Consider the following 21729-nt stretch of genomic DNA (forward strand, 5'->3'; position numbering starts at 1 on the left):
TTGCTGAACCGCGTACGCTACACCAGGTCGGGCCGCTTTCACCGCGCGTGCTAACATCGCCGCCTGCCCCACTCGTTCACCCGTTCACGCCCTCCACACCATCATGAAAATCCTCGTACTCCCCGGCGACGGCATCGGCCCCGAGATCACCGAAGCGACGCTCCACGTGCTCGACGCCGCGAACGCGAAATACAAGCTCGGCCTCGAATGGCAGAAGGAAACGATCGGCTTCGACGCGCTGAAAGCGAGCGGCTCGACCTTCCCCGAGCGCGTGCAGGAGATCGCGCGCCAGGCGCCGGGAATCATCCTCGGCCCGGTCGATCACCTCATCTATCCGTCCAGCGACAAGGGCGGCATCAATCCTTCGGGCTGGCTGCGCGTGAAGCTCGACCTTTTCGCCAACATCCGGCCGGCGAAATCGCGCATGGGCGTCGGACTCACGGGCAAGCCGGTCGACCTCGTCATCTTCCGCGAGTGCACCGAAGGCTTTTACGCCGACCGCAACATGTTCATGGGCAAGGGCGAGTTCATGCCGACGCCCGACGTCGCGATCTCGGTGCGCAAGGTGACCGCGCGGCAGTGCGAGCGCATCGCGCGGGTGTCGTTCGACTGGGCGCGCAAGCGCCGGAAGAAAGTGACGGCCGTGCACAAGGCGAACGTGCTGCACATCTCGGACGGCCTGTTCCTCGAGCAGGTGCGCAAGGTCGCGAAGGAATACCCCGATGTCGAGCTCGACGAGAAGATCGTCGATGCGATGGCGGCGCTGCTGGTGCGCGACCCGTCGAAGTTCGACTGCATCGTCACCGGCAACATGTTCGGCGACATCCTGTCGGACGAAGCGTCGGAGATCTCCGGCAGCCTTGGCCTCGCCGGCTCGACCATGGCCGGGGACGAAGCGTGCTGCGCCCAGGCCCAGCACGGCTCGGCGCCGGACATCGCCGGCAAAGGCATCGCCAACCCGACTTCGCTGATCCTGTCGGCGGCGATGCTGCTGGAGTGGCTCGCACAGCGCCACTCGGCACCTGCGTTCGATCAGGCGGCGCAGGCGATCGACAAGGCGATCGACGCGGCGCTGCAAAAGCCCGAGACCCGCACGCGCGACTTGGGCGGCTCACTCGGCACGGCCGACTTCGCGAAGCACATCGCTCAGCAGATCGGGTAGACCTCGCACGGAAAAAGCAAAGCATTAACACGGAGGACACGGAGGTCCACGGAGGACACGGAGGAGAACCCAATGGACGCGAATGCCTTTCAGCCGAGCGTTCGCGACGAGCTGCTTCCCTCCGTGTCCTCCGTGCCTTCCTCCGTGCCCTCCGTGTTTAAGCTTTTGACTTTCAGCTCGGGGGGCCCTTCAGCTCGACGGTATTGCCCTCGGGATCGGTGATGTAGATCGACGGCCCCGTGCCGTCGGCGCCGTAGCGCTGCTTGGTCTCACCCGGCACGACGCCGTGCTTGATGAGGTGCGCGATCACCGCGAGCTGATCCCACGGCTCGACGCGCAGGCAGAAATGATCGAGGTTGCGGCCTTCGGCGCCCGGCGCCGCGCCGCCTTTCGAGCCCAGCTCGCCGTCGATCGGCACGAGGTCGATCAGCGACTGCCCCGCCCTGAGCTGTATCAACCCGATGTCCTGCCGCGCGCGCTCGACCTTGCAGCCGAGCACGTCACAGTAGAAGCGCGTCATCCTGCCTGCGTCGACGACGCGCAGCACGAGATGGTCGAGGCCGAGAAGATTGATCATCTTTATTTCGTCAGCTGCAGCGGGTAGCGTCCGTAGGTACCGGTGATGCGATTGCCCTCTATCGTGCCGCGCATTCCGAACTCACAGTCGCCGGCGCGTCCGCCCTTGACGTTCGAGCGCACACCGAGCTCGTTGCCCTTCAGAAAGCCTTCGAACGGATAGTCGCCGGCGCACGGACCGCCCAGCGTCGCGACGCCTTTCACGCGGCCGTTGTCGGCGCTGGCGATCACCATCGTCAGTCCTATGCTGCTGTCACGCCCCTGGTACTGCACCACGAGGTTGCCCGTATAGCGACCGGTGATGTCCGCCTGCGCCCACGCCGGCGACGCACAGCCGGCCGCCATCACGATCGCTGCTGCATGCCAACGTTGCCTCATGCACGACCTCCAAACAAAAAAGCCATCGCGCCCGTGACGCGATGGCTCGGTGGGGACGCAGGCTTGCCTTACTTCGTGATGTCGCCCAGACAGAGATACTTGATCTCGAGATAGTCGTCCATCCCGTACTTGGACCCTTCGCGCCCGATCCCCGACTCCTTGACACCGCCGAACGGCGCGACCTCGGTCGAGATGATGCCGACGTTGATGCCGACGATGCCCGCCTCCAGGCCTTCGGCGACGCGCCAGACGCGGCCGATGTCGCGGCTGTAGAAGTACGCCGCGAGGCCGTATTCGGTGTTGTTCGCCAGCTCGAGCAGCTCCTTCTCGGTCTTGAAGCGATAGAGCGGCGCGACCGGGCCGAAGGTCTCTTCGTGGGTGACTTTCATGTCGGTCTTCACGTCGGCGAGCACGGTCGGCTGAAAGTACTGGCCGCCCTTGTCGTGGCGCTTGCCGCCGGTCAGCACGCGCGCGCCCTTGGAGAGCGCGTCGCTGATGTGCTCCTCGACCTTCTCGACCGCATGCATGTCGATCAGCGGGCCCTGCGAGACGCCGTCCTCGAGGCCGTTGCCGACTTTCATCTGCGAGACCTTGTCGGCGAACTTCCTGGCGAACGCGTCGTAGACGCCGTCCTGCACGAAGAGCCGGTTCGCGCAGACGCAGGTCTGGCCGGTGTTGCGATACTTCGACGCCATCGCGCCCTCGACCGCCGAATCGAGGTCGGCGTCGTCGAACACGATGAACGGCGCGTTGCCGCCGAGCTCGAGAGACACTTTCTTGACGGTCGACGCGCACTGCGCCATCAACTGCTTGCCGACTTCGGTGGAGCCGGTAAACGTGAACTTGCGCACCAGGGGGTTGGTGGTGAGCTCCTGGCCGATCGCGCCGGCCGAGCCGGTCACGCACGAGAGCACGCCTTTGGGGATGCCCGCGCGCTCGGCGAGCACGCACAGCGCGAGCGCCGAATACGGGGTCATCGACGCGGGCTTGATGACCATGGTGCAGCCCGCCGCCAGCGCCGGGCCGGCCTTGCGGGTGATCATCGCGTTCGGGAAATTCCACGGCGTCACCGCCGCGCACACGCCGATCGGCTGCTTGATGACCACGATCCGGCGATCCGGCGACTGGGACGGAATCGTGTCGCCGTAGACGCGCTTGGCTTCCTCGGCGAACCACTCGATGAACGACGCGCCGTAGGCGATCTCGCCCTTCGACTCGGCGAGCGGCTTGCCCTGCTCGACCGTCATGAGGACCGCGAGGTCGTCCTGGTTCGCCATCATGAGGTCGAACCACTTGCGCAGGACCGCCGCTCGCTCTTTCGCGGTCTTCGCCTTCCATTCGGTCATCGCCGCATGGGCGGTCTCGACCGCGCGCCGCGTCTCGGCGGCGCCCATCTTGGGCACGGTGCCGATCTGGACGCCGTCGGCGGGGTTGTACACCGGCAGGGTGGCCTTATCGTCGGCGTCGACCCACTCGCCGTTGATGTAGCACTGCTGCCGGAAAAGGCTCATGTCCTTCAACTGGACCGCGGGTTTGACTTTGTCGAGCATGGCTGGATCCTGCCGTGTAGGGGTGTGGGAGAACGCGGGCGGCAGAGTCGCCGCCGGGGCTGGGCCAGTATAACAAACCGCCCGCGGCCGCCTTTCCGCGGTCTTTTGGTGCCTTGCGGCATCCCGGCTGCATAAAATGTGACGCTATGCCTTTTCGCCGGCAGGGGCCGAAAGTCCCATGGCCAAAGCGTGGCCGCACGCGTAAAACCGTTGATATAATGAAAAATCTTCGGATACAACAACAACGCAAGAACAAACAGGGAACCTACGGATGCCTTCCGCTTTTACGCGCCTGGTCAGGCTCTTCGCGTGCCTGACTCTCGCCGCCTCGCTCCTCGCGGGCTGCGCCATGGGACGCGATCCCCGCGACCCGTTCGAGCCCGTGAACCGTGGCATCTATGAATTCAACGAAGGGGTCGACAAAGCCATCCTCAAGCCGGTGGCGCAGGGCTACAAGTTCGCCGTCCCGCAATTCATCCGCTCCAGCGTCTCGAACTTCTTCTCCAACCTGAACGACGTCGTCGTCGCGCTGAACAACCTGCTCCAGGGCAAGTTCACCGCAGCGTACTCCGACCTCGGCCGCATCGCGATCAACAGCACGATCGGCGTGCTCGGTCTGTTCGACGTCGCGTCCGAAGCCGGCATCGAGAAGCACGACGAGGATTTCGGCCAGACCCTCGGCCGCTGGGGCGTGCCCGACGGTCCGTTCGTGATGCTGCCCTTCTTCGGACCGAGCACGGCCCGCGACGGCGTCGCCCGCATCGCCGACTACTACAGCGACCCGGTGACGTACGTCGAAAACATGCGGGTGCGCAACTGGATGTGGGGCACGCGCATCGTCAACCGCCGCGCCGAGCTGCTCGACGCGAGCACGGTGCTCCAGACCGCCGCGCTCGATCCGTACGAATTCGTGCGCGACGCGTATCTCCAGCGCCGCCGCAACCTGATCCACGACGGCAACCCGCCGCCCGACCGCGAGTTCATGGAGCCCGGCCAGCCGCCCGCGCCCAAGACCTCGATCTCGCCGTTCCCGACCGCGGCCTACGAGAATGGTCCGGCGCCGGGGCTCAATTACGCCCGCACGCCGGTCGTCGCGGCGCAGGACTCGCCGCTGCCGGTCAAACCGGCGCTGGCCAGGCGCTGAACGCACAACGCACGGCAAAACGGGCACGCAGTCGCCTGCCCGTTTACGTTTCCAGCCACGCTTTCACCGCCTCCGCCACGCGGCGCCAGCCCGGCTCGAGCATGAGCGCGTGCGCCATGTCCTCGAACATCACCGGCGTGACGCCGTGGAAGCGCGCGGTCTCCTCGATCATCGGCGGCGGGAAGAACGCATCGCGCCCGGCGCCGATCACCAGCGTGCGCACCCCGCGCGACGGCGCGATCCAGAAATGCTGCGGCCACGCGAGGTCGGCGAGCGCGCGGCTGGATTCGCGCTGCATGCGCATCAGATGCCGCCTCGCGTCGGCTTCGGTCACAGTCTGAGAGAAGAGATAGTCCCGCACGCGGATGAGGTCGGGCTTCGCGCCCCCGTTCGCGAGCTGCATCGTGTTGAGCGCGAGGAATAGCGGCGGATCGCGCGCCGCCAGCGTGAAGGCGCTCCCGGTGAGGCCGTGCGGCGGGACCGGCGCGAGCAGCGCCATCGCCGGCGCACGGGCGCGCAGCGCCGCACGCTGCACGACGATCGCGCCCATCGAATGCCCGATCAGCACCGGCGGCTCGCCGAGACCGCCCGCCGCTTCGAGCACGTCGGCGACGTAATCGTCGACGCTCGCGAAATCGAGCGAGCCCGGCACCGGGCTCGCCCCGTGGCCGCGCAGGCTGACCGCGTGCGCGTCGTAACCCCGACGCGCGAACCACGGCAGAAAATTCTCCCAGCACCACGCCGCGGTGTACGCCCCGTGCACGAACAGGAGCGGCGGTGCCTTGCGTTCCTGGTTCGCTTTGCGCGAGATGATCTCGAGCGTCACGGCTTCGCCCGCGACGCGATGAAGATGCCGGTGAAGATGAGGACCGCGCCGGCGTAGTGATACCAGAGCAGCGCTTCGCCGAGGAAGATCGCCGCCAGCATCGCGCCGAACAGCGGCATCAGGTGCAGGAACGTGCTCGAGCGCTCGCCGCCGACGCGCGCGACCGCGGCGTTCCAGAAGAAGTACGCGAGCACCGACGGGAAGATCGCGAAATAGGCCAGCGCCGAGAACGTGATCGGTCCCCAATCGGTGCGCGCCCCCGTCTCGTAATCCCATGCGAAGATCGGCAGCAGGAAGAGGACCCCGATCGCGATGAGGCTGCCGGTGAACGCGCTCGACGACAGCTCGCGCGGACGCCAGCGCAGCAGGATCGTATAGATCGCCCACGCCAGCATCGCCGAGAGCACCCACAGGTCGCCCGGATTGAGCTTCAGATGCAGCAGCGTGTCGGGATCGCCGCGCGCGACGATGGTCAGCACGCCGGTGAGCGACGTCAGCACACCGGCGGCCGCCGCCGGCTTGAGCGGCTCGCGCAGGAAAGCGACGCCGATGGCGATCACGAGTATGGGGATGACCGAGTTGAGCAGCACGCCGTTGGTCGCGGCGGTGTACTTGAGCCCGGTGTACGACAGGGTGTTGAACGCGCCCACGCCCAGCACGCCGAGCGGCACCGTCACTTTCCACGCGCGCAGGATGCTCTTCCACTCGCGCGCGATCGGCCGCGCGACGAACGGCAGCAGGATCACGAGCGCGCCGGCCCAGCGCCAGAACGCCATGGCGATCGGCGAGATGTGGCCCTGGATGCCGCGACCGATCACCCAGTTGCCCGCCCAGAAGAGCGTGGTGAGGACGAGGAGCACGTACGCCGTCGACACGCTGATGCGCGCGCCGGGGCGCGCGCTGCCGCCGCGTTCCCGCACGGGGTCAGTTCAGGCGCGCCGCGAGCGGCTCGAGCTCGGCGATGTGCCTGGACACCGCGGCGCTGTCGCTCGCTTCGGGCTTCATGCGCAGATAGCGCCGGAAGTCGGTGAGCGCCGCCCTGAAGCACTCGAGCTCGAGATAGAGCTGCGCGCGGTCGCGATATTCCTCCGCGGCGTGGGGGAGCAGCGTGACGATGCGGTCGCTGGCCGCGAGCGCCTTGAGCCGCTCCTCTTTGGAGAGCCAGATCGCGCGCAGGTTGCGCAGCAGGCGCGCGAAGACCTCGTTCGGCGCGGCCGCGGCGAGCATCGACTTCATCAGCTTGTCGTCGACGTCGAGGTCTTTCGCCAGCGAGAGCAGGCGCCGCTTCAGGTCGTCGAGGCCGAGCGAGGCGCCTTTCGCATACGGATCGAGGATGATCGCGCCGTCGCGCAGCGTGCACTTGACGAGGAAGTGGCCGGGGAACGACACGCCGTGGAGCTGCAGCCCGATGCGGCGTCCGACTTCGACGTAGACGATGGCGAGCGTGATCGGGATGCCGAGCCGGCGCTCGACCACCTCGTTGAGATAGCTGTTGCGCGGATCGTAGTAGTCCTGTCCGTTGCCCGAGAAGCCGATCTCGTCGAAGAGATAGCGGTTGAGCGCAAGCAGCGCTTCGGTCGGGCTGATGTCCGAGCGCAGCCGCCGGTGCAGCGTCGCGCCCATGGTGTGGATGCGCGAGAGGTACTCGTCGACGTCCAGGCCTTCGTATTCCTCGGCCGCGATGAGCAGCGCGCCTTCGGCGAGGCTCACGTTCTGCGGCGGCGCCGCGACGAGGCGCTGCCAGCGCTCGGCGGAGGACAGCCCGAGATTCACACGCGCCTCGCGAGCGGCAGGTTCATCAGCAGGTTCTGGGGTTTCATGCGCAGTGTCGATTGCGGCGTCGTCGCGAGCCCGAGGAACACCGGCGCCCCGCCGAGATCGGCGAGCGCCGCGCCCGCGTCGCGGAATTCGAGGCGATACAGCCCGACGATCCGCTTCATGCGATCCTCGTCGACGTCGCCGCCATTATAGAGGTCGTTCAACATCGCGGTCGCCTCGGCGTCGAGGCCGACGTGCCAGAGCCAGTCCTCGTCCGGGATCTCGCGCACCGGCTCGATCTGCGTCTGGATGCCGTGAAAGTGCGCGATCCAGCGCTCGAGCACACGGGCGAACGCCCGGGAGGCGTCCGAGCCGGGGTTCATCTGCAGCGCGAGGTCGTAGCGCTCGTCGCGTGAGAAATATTCGGTCGCGGTCGAGCGGTCGAGCACGTCGAGCTCGGCGCTCGTCAGGGGCTGCTGGAGCTCGCGCATGAGGCGCCCGAAGTCTCCGAGGCCGGCGCTCGAGGCGTGGCTGTGCACCGTCTGGCGGTCGGCGAACATCACCGCGCCTTCGGGGATCACGATCGACTGCTCGCGGAAGAAGATCTCGGCGGCGCGCGCTTCGAGGCCGTCGTCGACGCCGTCGAGGATGCCGCGCAGGATCACCTGCACCGTGTGATGGATGAAATCGGGCGGTACCGCGACGTCGCGCCGGAACAGGCCGTCGTAGAACGCTTCGAGCGTCGGCGCCTCGAGGAGCTGGTCGCGAAAGCGCAGCATCACCGCGTAGTTCTCGCGCGCATCCTCGTCCGCGAGCTCCGCGAGGCCGGCAGCGCTCACCTCGCTGCGGGGCTCGTCCAGCAGCCGCTCGTGCAGCGCACGCTCCGCGGCGCACGACTCGGGGACGAGCGCGAGCTCGGGGCGCGCAAAGTACAGCCTCAGGTAGTCGTCGGTGACGACGAGCCGACCTTCTTCGTTGCGGCGGAGCAGGTGATAACCGCTCGACGTCCAGAAATCCTGCGTCACTGGATCGGTTCTGAAATCTCGATCAGATTGCCGTCGGGGTCGCGCAGATAGATCGAGCGTATCGTGCCGCGCGCGCCGGTGCGCACCACCGGACCCTCCTCGATCGGGACGCCGCAGTGCTCGATCTTCTCGATCGCGTCGACCAGCGGCCCGTCCGCGAGGAAGCACAGATCGAGCGAGCCCGGCGTCGGCACGCGCGCGCGGATCCCCGCGACGTAGCCGGGCGGGTGCACGTTGAACTTGTGCGGGCCGAACTTGAGCGCGATGCGGCCGGCGCCGTAGGTCTCCATCGTCATGCCGAGGACGCGGGTGTAGAAATCGAGGCAGGCTTCGAGATCGTTCGTGCTGAGCACGATGTGATCGACGCTCGCGAGCATGGGACTCTCCGTGGGAAAACAGCGGTAGGCCGCCACTATAAACGAGAGAGGCTCATGTAAAATAGCCGGGCTTCTTTCCCCCTCGCCCCGGTAGCTCAGTGGATAGAGCAGCCCCCTCCTAAGGGGCAGGTCGGACGTTCGATTCGTCTCCGGGGCGCCATCCAGCGCAAACGCTTGTAAGGGATCCACCCTCATCCCGATGCGTGGTCTTCAATTCGACCTATACGAGGCGGCTACACGCGCTTGACGCATGCATAGTGCGCGAGTAGCTTGAATCTTCCCCTCGCGAGCGGGTTTCTTTACACGAGTGTTTCTCCCCGCTGCGCCACGCTTCGCCGTTCGAGGAGACGTCATGCGACTCCAGAGACTGCGTTCCTTTCTTTCTTGATTGCCCTGTAGTTCGTGCAGCCCGTCGCGCCGTAGCGCGCGCTTTGAAATGGGCGCACCGATGCGTTCAGTGGTGGGAGAGAAAGCGAGGTGTGCTGCACGGAAGCGACCGACTTCTCCATTGCATCGAAATCCCGTCGTTGCGGCCGGAGATAGCGCCGCACGATTCAGATGACTGTCCGGGTACCGAACAGGAGGGCAGCATGGCCGGCGATATCGGAATCCAGGAACGTGTAGTGATACTGCCCGAGGCGCGCGCGCTGGAACTGGCGCCCGCTCTCGCAGCCGACGCGAAACGGCGCGTGGTTCACGTGTACGGATCGCGCGTCATGGTGATGGAACACTCGGCGGATGCGCCTGCGCCGGGCGCGATGGCCGAGGCGATGGCGCCGTCGAAAGCGGTGCTGGGCTCGCTTTCTCCGGAGGAACAACTCGGTTACGCCGCATTCAACCTGCGTGAGTCGGACGAGTATCAAGCCGCGAAATCGGCGCGTCCGCGCGACGGCGAAAGCTGGGACATGGCGCCGGACACGAACCACGCGTGCACCGCGCCCGACGAAACCACCGGGCAGGCGGCCGAAGCGAGAGCGGCCCTGGCCGGTGCGCCGACGAGCCAGCGGCTGACCGGCAGCGTCGCCGTCGGCATCATCATCGTCGAGGGACCGACCGCGGCGTTGAAGTTCTCGCAGGCGGAGCGCACCAAAGTCGTGGCCGAAGTGCAGAACGGCCTGTCGTGGCTCGCGACGCAGAACCCCGAAGGCCTGACGTTCAAGTACGACATCAAGATCGTCACGCTCGCCGTTCAGCCGGGACCGAGCACGCTCAGCTTCGACGAGAAAGAGACGCGATGGCGGGATCCCGCGATGCAGCAGCTCGGCTTCGGCACCGGCATGGGCGCGTGCACGCAGTACGTCGAGCAGCTCCGGACGAATCTCGGCACCAACTGGTGCTATTGCGGGTTCTTCACGAAATATCCGCTCGGGCATTTCGCATACGCCTCGATCGGCGGTCCGCGCCTCGTGATGAATTACGACAACGACGGCTGGGGACCGGACAACATCGACCGCGTCTTCGCGCACGAAAGCGGCCACATCTTCGGCGCGCCGGACGAGTACGCCTCGAGCGGCTGCAACTGCGGCGGCTCGTGGGGCTATTACGGCAAGCCGAACGCGAACTGCGAGAACTGCGCGCCCGGCGGCGGCGTCGACTGCCTGATGAAAGGCAACACGTGGGCGATGTGCGTGAACACGCCTTATCACCTCGGCTTCCCCCTCGTGCAGCAGACGTATTCGGGCGTGTGGCGCGCGGGCACCGATCCGTACTACCTGTGGGTCAACGCGTCGTGGTCGAGCTTCCAGACGAAATGGCAGCAGCTCGCGCAGCAGAACCTGCGGCTGGTCGATCTGAAGATCACGCGCGAGAACGGCATCGAGCGCTTCCACGGCGCGTGGCGTCAGGGCACCGGCGGTTACTACCTGTGGGTCAATGCGGACCAGGCGTCGTTCATCAGCAAATGGCAGCAGGTGTCCGCGCAGAACCTGCGCCTCGTCGACCTCGAGTGCCAGAACGTCAATGGCACGCTGCTGTATTCGGGCGTGTGGCTGCCCGGCACCGACGCGTACTACCTCTGGGTCAACGCCGACTGGAACAACTTCGTCGCGAAGTGGCAGCAGCTCGCCGCGCAGAACCTGCGGCTGATCGACCTCAAGATCGTCAACGTCGGCGGGCAGCAGCGGTTCTCGGGCGTGTGGCGCCAGGGCACGGGCGCTCACTACCTGTGGGTCAACGCGGACTGGCCCAACTTCGTCGCGAAATGGCAGCAGCTTGGAGCACAGAACCTGCGGCTGGTCGACTTCGAGATCACCCAGACGCCGCAAGGCCAGCGTTATTCGGGCTGCTGGCTGCCGGGTACCGATGCGTATTACCTGTGGTCGGGCGCCGACTGGCAGCACTTCTACGCGAAGTGGCAGGAGCTCGGTGCGCAGGGACTGCGTCTCATCGATCTCGACGTCGTGCCGGCATCCGGCGCGCAGAGTCCCGTGGCCCCGTCGGGAGCGATCGAGTACGGTGGGCTCGCGCCTGCGGTTGCGGCGGCGTTGTCCGGTGAAGAAGACGGACTGGGTGGCGCCGGTGAAGGCACGGCCGAAGCGAGCGGCGCGGCCGGCTACGGCGTGGGCAGCCTGACCGGAGAAGCGCCGATCGCCGCATCGGCGGGCGGTCTCGCCGGAGACGGCGGCGGATCGCTCGGCGGCGAGCCGATGGCCTTGCGCATCAGCATCACGCCCGTCAGCACGGTACCGGTCGGAGGCGGAGCGGCGACCCCGGCCGGCGCCGAAGCGCCGCCGGAGCTGGAGACCGAAGGGCTCGGCGGGGGCTCGGCGGTTTGAGTCGGCGTTGAACGTCCTCGCGCACCACACGCGTGGTGCGTGAGGATCCCGCAATCAGGGTTTGCGTGGCGGATCCGGCGGAACCATCGGCGGCGTGTCCCAGCTCAGACCGTCGCCAGGACGCTGCTTGGTCTGTCCCGCCCGCGACAGCCACGCGTGCGCGAACAGCGCCTCGGTATCACTCAGCGTCGGCAGCGATTCAACGGGCTCGCCGCCGGTCAGCACTGCCGCGATTCCCGCCATCGAACGCAGCTGCGCGGCGTTACCGCCTGCGCTCGTGAACACCCGCTGCGAGATGGTCTGCGCAGCGGGCGCCGCGCTGATCACTGCCGCGCGCTGCGCATCGGTCGCCGAAGTCGCGAGGATGACGAGTACTTCAGGCATGGTTGTGTCCTGACGAACGCATGAGCTTACCTCCGCAGGCGTCCGCGTGCTCGACGCAATCGGGCACACCCGTTGCTGAATCGGTAACGTCTGCATCACGGTCATGAGTGCAGACCGGCCGAGCGAAGTACGGGATTGCGGTCGACTCGCCCTAGCAGACGGCCGGAAATAGTCTGCCACCTTCTCTGGTGGGCTGTGTAAGGAAATCGTCTTGGACCACTGGCATTTCGATGGCGGCGCCGAATCGCGCGAATGGTCGTGGATGTGCATGAGCGAAGAAGAAGGCATCGCGACGCAATGCTCTGCGCGCACGTTTCCGACGCTCACCGAATGCCTGCAGGACGCGGTGAACCACGGCTACGCCGACTAGAAACAAAAAAGCCGCACGGTTCACGTGCGGCTTTTGCTGAAGCTGCCGAACAGTCAGTCGCCGTCTTCCTCCTCGGACGCGGCGCACATCGCGCAATGCTCGCCGTAGCCGCCGGTGACGCGCTCGACCGCTGCGAGCAGCTCGCGCGCGTTGCCGTTGAAAACGCGGACGTTGGGATCGAGCGGATCGACCAGCGTCGGCGCGAGCTTCCTGCGGTTCACCAGCTTCGCCTTGAAGGGTTGGCCATGGAACGGGCACTCGCGCAGCCAGCCGATGTTGATCGCGAAGTCTTCCGCGGCCCACTGCCTGACGGTCTGAGGATCGCTTTTTTCCGATCCGAAGAGCGGTGTCATCGTCTGCATTCCGAGCTCCTCGTGGACAATATCGGTGAATCCCCGAGCAATGTCCGTGCCTCTTTCGTCCGGCGGCGGAACGAGAAAATTCGCCTCAATCACATTCGGTCGAACGGCGGCGGCGGCCTGCGCTCACGACCTGAGACGATCTATCGCGACGATCCGAGGAAGTTCGCAAAGCGCCCTGAATCTCGTGGTAAAGTTTGCGTCGCGCCCGCGGCCACGACACCAAATTACACGCGGGCGTTGCAACATCTCCTGAGGAGGAGGATGGAGCGAGACTAGCAGTAGCCATTTACGGTGAAGATTGGAGCCGGGGTCCCCCCCGGCTTTTTTTTGGTGCGCCCGCCCGAAATGCGCACCAGCTCGATGCCCTCAGAGGCATGTGCATTGCTCCGAATTCTTGCTTACGCCCGACGCATTCCGCGCCGGGTTTCACGAGATATCAACGGATCAAGGAGCACCCTATGGCCGAAAGACATCATTGGCGCGGCGGTTACGGCGAGCACGGCGGCAGCGGTCAGCGAGACGACGAGTCGTGGCGTCACGAGCGCCAGGGGCAACCGGGTTGGCCGGGCAATCAGGACTGGCAGAGCAACCAGCGCTGGCCGAGCAACCAGGGCCAGAGCAGCCAGAGCGGCGGCTACGGCGGCCCGGGCGGTTACGGTTCACAAGGTGGATACGGTTCGCAGGGCGGATACGGCGGCAGCCAGTGGTCGCAGCGCGAGCATGAGGGCAGCCACCGCGGTTCCCAGGGCTACGGCACCCAAATGAGCGGCGGCACCCAGGCCGGCCAGCAGAGCGGCAGCTATCACTCGACCGGCTACGGCAACGAGCACGGCACGGGTTACGGTCCGCAGGGCTACGGCACCGGCGGCGGCAGTTACGGCGGCGGCCGGAGCCATCAGGGCGGCGCCTACGGCGGCAGTTACTCCGGTGAGAGCGGCTACGGCCCCTCGGGCGGATTCCGCTCGCAAGGCGATTTCGAATCGCAGGGCGGCTATGGCTCGCACGGCAGTCACGGCGGCGGCCAGTGGTCGCAGTGGGAGCGCGGCGGCAGTCAAGGCTCGTGGCAGGAACGGCAACCGTGGCAGAGCGGCCAGGGCTCGCAGGCCCGATTCGGCGGCGGGCAGCAGGGCGGTTACGGCCAGGGCAACTGGGCCAACGAGCGCTACGGCGGTCAGGACTACGGCTCGTCGCGAGGCGGGCAGCAATCGGGCTACGGCGGTTACGGGGAGCACGGCGGCGGCTACGGCTCGCAGTCGAGCTACGCCTCACACGGCGGCTACGGCTCGCAGGCCGCCGGTTACGAGGGCCACGGCGGCTGGGCTCACGAAGGCTCGCCAGGCGGCTACGGCGGCGGCCAGCAAAGCGGCTACAGCCCACAGGGCGGCGGCTACGGCGGTCAGGGCGGTTACGGCTCGCAAGGCGGTTATGGATCGCAGGGCCGGATGAGCGGCTGGGACCCATCGGGCTCCGGGCAGCAAGGCCGTTCGATGCGCCGCGGGCCGAAAGGCTACCAGCGCTCCGACCAGCGCATGAAGGAAGACATCTGCGAGCGCCTGATGCAGAGCGGCCACATCGATTCGTCGGAAGTGACGATCGACGTCAGCCAGGGCAAGGTGGTCATCGACGGCACGGTGCCCGATCGCCGCATGAAGCACGCGATCGAGGACATCGCCGAAGCCTGCCCGGGTGTGACCGACGTCGACAACCGCGTGCGCGTCGAGCACGGCAACCCGTGGGGCTCGGACATGCGCCAGGGCGGTGAAGGCGGCCATTGGGCGGGCGGGAGCCCGACCACCCGCGGCGGCACCGGCACGACGAGCTCGCACACGGGCACGGGCAATCCGACCGCGACCACCGCGACCGGCGCATCGAGCGGCCAGAGCTACGGCGGCGCGACGACCCCGGCGGGCGACGGCGAGAAGACCGCGTCGCGCGGGCCCGGCGGCGGCATGGCCGGGCAGAGCGTGAGCTCGAGCTCGACGTCCAAGTCCAGGAAGAACGAATGAAGCGACGGATGAACCGTGACGGGTAACCCGTGACGAGGCCGGCGCGATGCCGGCCTTTTTCTTTTCTCGCGGCATTGCGGCACACGCCTTGCACTAGGCGCTCACAACCAACGTTCCACGTATCCGCCGCCTCATGCCCGCTCAAAGCCCCCTGCTCCGCCGGCTCGGCTGGCTGCTCGTCCTCGCGACCGCGCTCGCCGGGTGCGAGCAGCGCACGACCGCCACGGGCCCGCAGCAACAGGCCGGACAGCCCCCGGCACAGCCGTTCCCCGGACCGCAGCCCTCGGCCGACGCCGGTACGACGCCGCGCGCACAGGCGAGCGGCCTCCCCGACTTCACCGTCCTCGTCGAGACCCAGGGCCCCGCGGTGGTCAACGTGGTCACCACGCGCACGCGCGGCGGCGGCATCGGCGGCGACGCGGCCGACGATCCGCTGTCGGACTTCCTCCGGCGCTTCATGCCGCAGCAGCCCGATCCGGGTCCGGAGCGCGCGCAAGGCATCGGCTCGGGATTCATCATCACCACCGACGGCTACGTGCTCACCAATGCGCACGTCGTCTCGGACGCCGACGAAGTCACCGTGCGCCTCGCCGATTCGCGCGAGTTCAAAGGCAAGATCGTCGGCGTGGACATGCGCACCGACGTCGCGCTGCTGAAGCTCGCCGCGACCGGGCTGCCGACGGTGAAGCTCGGCAACTCGGAAAGCCTCAAAGTCGGCGAATGGGTCGCGGCGATCGGCTCGCCGTTCGGCTTCGTCAACACGATCACCGCGGGCATCGTCAGCGCGAAAGGCCGCTCGCTGCCCGACGAATCGTTCGTGCCGTTCATACAGACCGACGTGGCGGTGAACCCGGGCAATTCGGGCGGGCCGCTCCTCAACCTCAAGGGCGAAGTGGTCGGCATCAATTCGGCGATCTACAGCCGCACCGGCGGTTACATGGGCGTGTCGTTCGCGATCCCCATCGAGGTCGCACTCGACGTCGGCAAGCAGCTCCAGGCGACCGGCAAGGTCACGCGCGGAAGGCTCGGCGTGCAGATCCAGGCGCTCACGCCCGAGCTCGCGAAGTCGTTCAAGCTGCCCAGCACGCAGGGCGTGCTCGTCGCCTCGGTCGAGCCCAAGAGCCCCGCCGACCAGGCGGGCCTGCAGCCGGGCGATGTCATCCTCGCGTTCGAAGGCAAGCCCGTGAAGAGCGCGAACGAGCTGCCGCGCGTCGTCGCCGCCACCAAGCCCGGAACGGTGATCACGCTCGACGTGTGGCGCGGCGGCGCGAAGAAACAGATCAAGGCGACCCTGGCGGAGTTTCCTTCGGAGAACGTCGCCCAGCAGCAATCGCCCGAGACGCGCAAGAGCTCGAACAAGCTAGGCCTCCTTGTGCGCGAGCTCACGCCGCCGCAGGCAAAACAGCTCGGCATCGAATACGGGCTGCTCGTCGAGAACATCACCGCGCCCGGTCCCAACATGCAGGTGCAGCGCGGCGACATCATCGTCGCGATCAACAACATCTACTTCAAGAGCCTCGACGAGTTCAACCGGCTGCTGTCGAAACAGCCGTCCGGCAGCATCGTCGCGCTGCTCGTGCGCCGCGGGGACGCGGCGCTGTACATCCCGGTGAGGGTCGGACCGGAAGCCGCAAAGTGAGCTCGAATTGAAGCGGTACCTGCTGAACTGCCTCGTCTCGGGAACGCTCGGAGGAATCGCCTCGCACGTCGTCGCATCGCTGTTCAGCCGGCACGAGCACCGCCGCAGCGAGCTGCCGATGCACGCGGTGAGCCACATCTATTACGACGACGAGCCGGCATCGCACGAGGGCGATGAGCCGATCGACGCGGCGATCGGCTCGGTCCTGCATCACGGCGCGAGCATCTTCTGGGCGGCGTTCTTCGAAGCGCTGTTCGGCAGGGACGCGGAGAAGAGCACGTCCGCCGCTCTGGCCGGCGGCGCGACGATCGCCGCCGCCGCGTACATCACCGACTATCACATCGTCTCCGACCGCTACAAACCGGGCTTCGAAGCAGTTCTCTCCGACCGCGCGCTGTTCCTCGTCTACGCCGCGCTCGGCGCCGGTCTCGCCGCGGGTGCGCGCTTACGCGGGCTTCGCAACCATCAGGTAGAAGATGGCGATGAACGCGAAGAACGCGGGAAAGCCGAGCGCGGTCCAGATGCGGTCGTAGCGCCAGAAGAGCGGCGGTAGATCGCTTTCTTCCGCCGCCGCGCGCTCGGCCATCCCGGCCATGCGGATCTGCAGCCACACCACCGGCAGCCAGCACGCGCCCGCGACGACGTAGAGCACGAGCGCCCACGCGATCCACGGCGTCGTGTAGGGCATACCCATGAGATGCACGAGATACAGCCCGCTCGCCGGCTGGACGATCGCCGTCGGCGTGGTGAACAGCCAGTCCGCCCACACCACCCTGCGCGTCACCACCGCGATCGCGCGCACGTCGCGCGAGCGGTTGGTGCAGAACATGTAGAAGGCCGAGCCCAGGCCCGTGCCGAACAGCAGCGTCGAGCTGAGGATGTGGATGAATTTGATGAGCAGGTATTCCATAAACAGTGACGGGTAATGCGGTGACGGATAGTGCGGTGACGGATAGTGCGGTGACGGATAAAGCGGTGACGGAAGGCGTGTGCTCGGCTGAAACGCGTCACCGTTCCATCCGTCACCGTTTCACCCGTCACCGCATCATCCGTCACTTCTTTCAAACTGAAGCAGCACCAATATCGCAACCACCATCGGCGCATTCTTGGTCAGCGGTCCATACGGATGCAGCCAGTACTCGGGCAGGAAGATCGTGATCAGGATCGTGTAACCGACGATGAGCGCGATCTGCGCGCGCCACAGCCCTGCGCGGCGGCGCATGACGAGGCTGCCGATACCGAACGCGAGGTCGAGGAGCGCGGCGCCGTAGAGCGCGATCGACGCGGCCGGACCCGTGAGCCCGACGCGCTCGAGCAACGCGTAACTCTCGTTCACCGGATACACGCCGAGCGAGACGATGCCGGTGACGATCCACACCAACGCGACGGCGTAGCGCAGGAGCGGCAGCAGCCAGGCGAGCCGCGCCTGGTTCGCGAGCGCGCGGGCAGCGCGTGCGCTCACGAAGCGCTCGGCCGCGCATGGCGCGCGGCCGAGCAGGCGCGTCACGTCATCGGCCGGCGCGGCGTTGCCGCGTTCCAGCATCGCCAGCGATTCGCGGTCGAGGAGCGAGCCCGGCAGCTTGCCGCCGATCGCGGCGGCCTTGCGCACCAGCGGCATCGGCACGCCGACGAAATGCGGTGCGCCCAGCCCCATCGAGCGCCGCAGGATCGCGAGGTATTCGCGCAGCGTCAGCGGCCGCGGCCCCACGACCGCAATGCGCGTGCGATCGAACTCGGACGTCGCGAGCACACGCACGATCGCTTCGGCGAGGTCGTCGACGTGTACGGGTTGTATCGTTTGCGCGCCGCCGCCGGGCACCGGTACGAGCGGGAGCGACGCGAGCATCGCGAACAGCGCGGTGCTCGCGCCCTCCTCGCCGAAAACCAGCGACGGCTGCACGATCACCCACGGCATCGGCAGCGTCGCGAGCGCTTCGTCGGCGCGCCGCTTGGTCAGGTGATACGCGCTCGAAGCCCGCGCGTCGGCGCCGAGCGCCGAGACCTGCACGACCTTCTTCACGCCGGCTCGTGCGCTGGCGCGAAACAGCGCCTGCGGCGCGGCGACGTGCAGCGCCTCGAACGTCGCGCCGCCGGTCTCGCGCATGAGGCCGACCGCGTTGATCACGTAATCGATGCCCGCGAGCCGCGGCAGCCAGATCGCTTCGTCGTGATCCCGCGCGAAGTCGACGCGCATCGCGCGGCAGCCTTCGGGCGCTTCGCCTCTGACGCCGCACACCACGCCGTAACCTTCATGCGCCAGCGCCCGCAACGCGTGACGGCCGATGAAGCCGGTCGCGCCGAGGAGCAGGACGGTTCCCGGGCTCACCCCGAGAAAGCGCCGACGATCGCGCGCACGATGAAGTACGCGGCAGCGCCCGTCGCGGCGATCAGCAGCAGGAGCGCCGCGATCAGGCCCGTCACGAAGACGCCGCTGGCGCGTTTCGCGCGCCGCGGATGGTCGAGATGCCGTTCCAGCAGCGCGACGTTGCGCTGGTTCGCTTTCCACGCGGCGTCGAAGATATCGCCCGCGAACGGAATGAGACCGATCACGCCTTCGACCGCGACGTTCCAGACCATGTGCGCGAGCACCACGCGAGGCGCGCCGGCGCGGGCCGCTTCGCGCACGATGTAGCTCGACAGCACGACGCCGATCGCGTCGCCGAGCCCGGGAATCAGCCCGAGGATCGCGTCGAGGCCGAAGCGAAAGCGCGTGCCCGGCAGCGGTATCGAGCTGTCGAGCAGCCACGCGATGCGCCCGAGGCGCCGGCGCAGCTCTGTGAGGTCGTCCGAGCTCATAGATGCGGCAAGAGCAATTGCAGAGCCTAAGGGGCTATCTGCTACGATTGGACCATATCGGGACCGGGGAAGAACGTTGGCCAAAAAAGCTCCGAAGCGTGCGCTTCAATCGTGCTGTGCCGCGCACACCCTGCACGACGGTCTCTCGGACGTCACCTACGTGCTGCTGCCGCTGCTCGCCCAGACCTTCGGCCTCTCGCTCGCGCAGGTCGGCTTCATCCGCTCCGCGCACCGCACCGCGATGGCGGCTTTCCAGCTTCCCGCGGGTCTTTTCGCCGAGCGCTTCGGCGAGCGGAACCTGCTCGCGTTCGGCACCTTCGTCGCGGGCTGCGCGTTTTTCGCGCTCGGCCACGCGACCGGCTTCTGGATGATCATCGTCGCGCTGTTCTTCGCGGGCTTCGGCTCGGCGGTCCAGCACCCGCTCTCCTCCACCATCATCTCGCACGCCTATCCCGACGCGGGACGGCGCGCCGCGCTCGGCACCTACAACTTCTTCGGCGACGTCGGCAAGTTCGCGTTCGGCGGCGCGGTGAGCCTGTGCCTGCTCGCGGGCATCTCGTGGCAGGCGCCGGTGACGGCGTTCGGCGTGATCGGGGTCGTCACCGCGGTGCTCATCTTCATGAACGTCGCGAACACGCGCGCCGCGCGGACGGATGACGCCGCGGCCGAGGCGACGCCGAAGACCAAAGGCTGGGGCATACGCGACCGGCAGGGCTTCACCGCGCTGTGCCTCATCGAGATTCTCGATTCCTCGACGCGCACCGGCTTTCTCACGTTCATCGCCTTCCTGCTGATCGACAAAGGCATCCCCGAAGGCTGGGCGGCGCTGGCGGTGCCGCTGATATTGACCGGCGGCATGGCCGGCAAGCTCGCCTGCGGCTTTCTCGCGGAGCGCGTCGGGATCGTTCGGACCATCGTCGTCAGCGAGGTCTTCACCGGCGCCGGCATACTCGCAACCCTCGCGCTGCCGGGCATCGGCGTGATGATCCTGCTGCCGCTCATCGGCGTCGCGCTGCAGGGGACGTCGTCGGTGCTCTACGCGACCATCGGCGACCTGGTCGAGCAGGACCGCCTGCCGCGCGCGTTCGGGTTCTTCTATACGATCGGCTCGGTATGCGGCATCGTCGCGCCGCTCGGCTACGGCCTGCTCGGCGACATCACCAGCGTGCCGGTCTCGATCGCGACCGTCGGCTGTGCGGTGCTGCTCGCGGTGCCGCTGGCGGCGATGCTGCGGCCGTCGCTGGGGACCGCGAAAGCGGCGGCGATTTAGATCGTCATTCCCGCGCAGGCGAAAAATCGTCATTCCCGCGCAGGCGGGAATCCATTTTCAAATCGTCGAGGTCAAAATGGATTCCCGATCACTTCCGCTGCCGCGGGTCGGGAATGACGTCTCTCAAGCAGCCTTCGCGGGCTTGAGCATCGACCCGACCAGCATCGGCACGCGCGACGCGCGCACGTAGACGTAGCCGTCGAAGAGCCTGCGCTGGGTGCGGAAGAACGCGCCCTGCTCCGCATACCATGCGCCGCTCTCCTTGCGCACCGTCGCCGCAACCGTCAGCACGCCCGACGGCATGGCGATGCGGATCGGCGCTTCGGGATTGTCGGTCCTGCGCGCGGCCGCGTGCACCACGCTGCCTTCGAGCCGCGCCGCGACCGCCATGCACAGCGACGCGGTGAGCGGCAGCGCACGGTGCGTCTGACCGCTGGAGAGCATGCGGCCGGTCAGGTCCATATCGTCCGCGGCGAGCTTCTCGCCCGTCAGCGTCACGGCGTCCTGCGGCCCCGAGACGAAACCGATGAACGGCACGACGCGCTTGGCCTTCGCTTCCTCGATGTTGGAGGCGATGCCCATCGCGACCGAGGCCGCGAGGCGGATCGCCCCGAGCTTTTCCAGCAGCGCGGTGTTGCCGTCGAGCGCTTCGGGCATGTCGGTGCCGGCGATGCCGAGATCGGCGGCGCGCACGAAGCAGCACGCATTCGCGGCATCGACCATCGACACGGTGAGCTTGCCGCAGCCGGGCACGTCGAGCACGTCGGTGACGTTGCCCGTCGGCAGCAGCTTGCCGGTCGTGGCGCCGCCGGGCTCGCGGAACTCGAGCTTCACCGGTGAGCCGGTGCCCGACACGCCGGGTATCGCGAGCTCGCCGTCGACCGCAGACTCGCCTTCGTCGAGCGCGAAACGCGACCAGATGATCTTCCTGGTGTTGGTGTTGTGCACGCGCACCAGCGCTTCCTTGCCGCTCCCCGGCACGATCCCTTCATCGATTGCGAACGGTCCCATCGCCGAAGACATGTTGCCGCAGTTGCCGCTGTAGTCGACCTTGGCTTCCTTCACCGAGATCTGGGCGAAGGTATAGTCGATGTCGGCGTCGGGCCGCGACGAAGGACCGACGACGCACACTTTCGACAGCGACGAGATGCCGCCCCCCATACCGTCGAGCTGACGGCCGTACGGATCGGGGCTGCCGATCGCCGCGAGGAAGATCTCGTCCCACGCCGCACGCTCGCGCGGCAGGTCTTTCGCGTTGAAGACGATCGCGTTGCTGGTGCCGCCGCGCATGAAGACGGCGGGGATCTTGAGTTGCTTCATTCCGGGGGCTCC

22 protein-coding genes and 1 tRNA gene are annotated in these 21729 nt (G+C 67.2%); 9 read left to right on the top strand and 14 right to left on the bottom strand.

Annotated elements, in window-relative coordinates; translation table 11 throughout:
* The first annotated feature begins 103 nt into the window (after positions 1-103).
* On the top strand, positions 104-1162 hold the full coding sequence (locus VHP37_21340) for an isocitrate/isopropylmalate dehydrogenase family protein (protein HEX2828909.1): 1059 nt from the start codon (positions 104-106) through the stop codon (positions 1160-1162).
* Between the two features lie 172 nt (positions 1163-1334).
* Here VHP37_21340 and VHP37_21345 read toward each other — a convergent pair whose 3' ends face one another.
* The 3 genes from VHP37_21345 to gabD form a co-directional block, all read right to left on the bottom strand.
* On the bottom strand, positions 1335-1739 hold the full coding sequence (locus tag VHP37_21345; GenBank protein HEX2828910.1) for a VOC family protein: 405 nt from the start codon (positions 1737-1739) through the stop codon (positions 1335-1337).
* Between the two features lie 2 nt (positions 1740-1741).
* A complete protein-coding gene (locus tag VHP37_21350; protein HEX2828911.1) occupies positions 1742-2116 on the bottom strand; it encodes a hypothetical protein in 375 nt (124 codons plus the stop codon).
* A gap of 68 nt (positions 2117-2184) precedes the next feature.
* Positions 2185-3666 carry an NADP-dependent succinate-semialdehyde dehydrogenase gene (gene gabD / locus VHP37_21355; protein ID HEX2828912.1) on the bottom strand — a complete coding sequence of 494 codons (1482 nt, stop codon included), beginning with the start codon at positions 3664-3666 and terminating at the stop codon, positions 2185-2187.
* Positions 3667-3937: 271 nt separating this feature from the next.
* Here gabD and VHP37_21360 point away from each other — a divergent pair, with 271 nt between their 5' ends.
* Positions 3938-4810 (top strand): VacJ family lipoprotein, encoded by an 873-nt coding sequence (locus VHP37_21360; GenBank protein HEX2828913.1) that lies wholly within the window; start codon positions 3938-3940, stop codon positions 4808-4810.
* Positions 4811-4853: 43 nt separating this feature from the next.
* Here VHP37_21360 and VHP37_21365 read toward each other — a convergent pair whose 3' ends face one another.
* Genes VHP37_21365 through VHP37_21385 form a run of 5 tightly spaced genes read right to left on the bottom strand, consistent with a single transcriptional unit; the run spans position 4854 to position 8796 of the window.
* Entirely contained in the window at positions 4854-5636 is a 783-nt protein-coding gene (locus tag VHP37_21365; GenBank protein HEX2828914.1) for an alpha/beta hydrolase, read from the bottom strand.
* Positions 5633-6556, bottom strand: coding sequence for a DMT family transporter (locus VHP37_21370; protein ID HEX2828915.1), 924 nt, complete (start codon positions 6554-6556; stop codon positions 5633-5635). The genes VHP37_21365 and VHP37_21370 overlap by 4 nt, the downstream gene beginning before the upstream one ends.
* A gap of 4 nt (positions 6557-6560) precedes the next feature.
* Complete coding sequence (locus tag VHP37_21375) at positions 6561-7409, bottom strand: tetratricopeptide repeat protein (GenBank protein ID HEX2828916.1); 849 nt, start codon at positions 7407-7409, stop codon at positions 6561-6563.
* Complete coding sequence (locus tag VHP37_21380; GenBank protein ID HEX2828917.1) at positions 7406-8419, bottom strand: DUF6352 family protein; 1014 nt, start codon at positions 8417-8419, stop codon at positions 7406-7408. The genes VHP37_21375 and VHP37_21380 overlap by 4 nt, the downstream gene beginning before the upstream one ends.
* Positions 8416-8796: a VOC family protein gene (locus tag VHP37_21385; GenBank protein HEX2828918.1), complete on the bottom strand. Its 381-nt coding sequence runs from the start codon at positions 8794-8796 to the stop codon at positions 8416-8418. The genes VHP37_21380 and VHP37_21385 overlap by 4 nt, the downstream gene beginning before the upstream one ends.
* Before the next feature lie 84 nt (positions 8797-8880).
* On the opposite strand from VHP37_21385, the gene VHP37_21390 reads away from it, so the two are divergent.
* Together VHP37_21390 and VHP37_21395 are read left to right on the top strand one after the other, a co-directional pair.
* Positions 8881-8956: transfer RNA gene (locus tag VHP37_21390), tRNA-Arg, on the top strand.
* A 430-nt stretch (positions 8957-9386) separates the two neighbouring features.
* Complete coding sequence (locus tag VHP37_21395) at positions 9387-11570, top strand: hypothetical protein (protein HEX2828919.1); 2184 nt, start codon at positions 9387-9389, stop codon at positions 11568-11570.
* Between the two features lie 54 nt (positions 11571-11624).
* Here VHP37_21395 and VHP37_21400 read toward each other — a convergent pair whose 3' ends face one another.
* Positions 11625-11954, bottom strand: a complete 330-nt coding sequence (locus tag VHP37_21400; protein HEX2828920.1) for a hypothetical protein — start codon at positions 11952-11954, stop codon at positions 11625-11627.
* Positions 11955-12165: 211 nt separating this feature from the next.
* Between VHP37_21400 and VHP37_21405 the strand changes: the two genes are divergently transcribed.
* Positions 12166-12324: a hypothetical protein gene (locus VHP37_21405; protein ID HEX2828921.1), complete on the top strand. Its 159-nt coding sequence runs from the start codon at positions 12166-12168 to the stop codon at positions 12322-12324.
* A gap of 53 nt (positions 12325-12377) precedes the next feature.
* On the opposite strand, the gene VHP37_21410 is transcribed toward VHP37_21405, so the two are convergent.
* Positions 12378-12686 (bottom strand): hypothetical protein, encoded by a 309-nt coding sequence (locus VHP37_21410; protein ID HEX2828922.1) that lies wholly within the window; start codon positions 12684-12686, stop codon positions 12378-12380.
* A 458-nt stretch (positions 12687-13144) separates the two neighbouring features.
* On the opposite strand from VHP37_21410, the gene VHP37_21415 reads away from it, so the two are divergent.
* The 3 genes from VHP37_21415 (at position 13145) to VHP37_21425 (ending at position 16884) form a co-directional block, all read left to right on the top strand.
* Positions 13145-14692: a BON domain-containing protein gene (locus VHP37_21415; GenBank protein ID HEX2828923.1), complete on the top strand. Its 1548-nt coding sequence runs from the start codon at positions 13145-13147 to the stop codon at positions 14690-14692.
* Positions 14693-14825: 133 nt separating this feature from the next.
* The gene (locus tag VHP37_21420) at positions 14826-16331 is read left to right on the top strand and encodes a DegQ family serine endoprotease (protein HEX2828924.1); all 1506 of its coding nucleotides are present in this window, start codon (positions 14826-14828) and stop codon (positions 16329-16331) included.
* A 7-nt stretch (positions 16332-16338) separates the two neighbouring features.
* A complete protein-coding gene (locus VHP37_21425) occupies positions 16339-16884 on the top strand; it encodes a hypothetical protein (GenBank protein HEX2828925.1) in 546 nt (181 codons plus the stop codon).
* Here the strand turns inward: VHP37_21425 and VHP37_21430 are convergent.
* The 3 genes from VHP37_21430 to VHP37_21440 form a co-directional block, all read right to left on the bottom strand.
* Complete coding sequence (locus VHP37_21430) at positions 16777-17241, bottom strand: DUF2269 domain-containing protein (GenBank protein HEX2828926.1); 465 nt, start codon at positions 17239-17241, stop codon at positions 16777-16779. The two genes, VHP37_21425 and VHP37_21430, sit on opposite strands and share 108 nt — an antisense overlap.
* Before the next feature lie 135 nt (positions 17242-17376).
* Positions 17377-18657, bottom strand: coding sequence for an NAD(P)H-binding protein (locus tag VHP37_21435; protein HEX2828927.1), 1281 nt, complete (start codon positions 18655-18657; stop codon positions 17377-17379).
* Positions 18654-19127 carry a DUF4112 domain-containing protein gene (locus VHP37_21440; GenBank protein HEX2828928.1) on the bottom strand — a complete coding sequence of 158 codons (474 nt, stop codon included), beginning with the start codon at positions 19125-19127 and terminating at the stop codon, positions 18654-18656. Before VHP37_21440 ends, VHP37_21435 begins: the two co-directional genes overlap by 4 nt.
* Before the next feature lie 76 nt (positions 19128-19203).
* Between VHP37_21440 and VHP37_21445 the strand changes: the two genes are divergently transcribed.
* A complete protein-coding gene (locus VHP37_21445; GenBank protein ID HEX2828929.1) occupies positions 19204-20397 on the top strand; it encodes an MFS transporter in 1194 nt (397 codons plus the stop codon).
* Between the two features lie 123 nt (positions 20398-20520).
* On the opposite strand, the gene VHP37_21450 is transcribed toward VHP37_21445, so the two are convergent.
* On the bottom strand, positions 20521-21717 hold the full coding sequence (locus VHP37_21450) for a PrpF domain-containing protein (protein ID HEX2828930.1): 1197 nt from the start codon (positions 21715-21717) through the stop codon (positions 20521-20523).
* Between the last annotated feature and the right edge of the window lie 12 nt (positions 21718-21729).

It is taken from the genome of Burkholderiales bacterium, assembly GCA_036262035.1.
Lineage (GTDB): Bacteria > Pseudomonadota > Gammaproteobacteria > Burkholderiales > SG8-41 > JAQGMV01.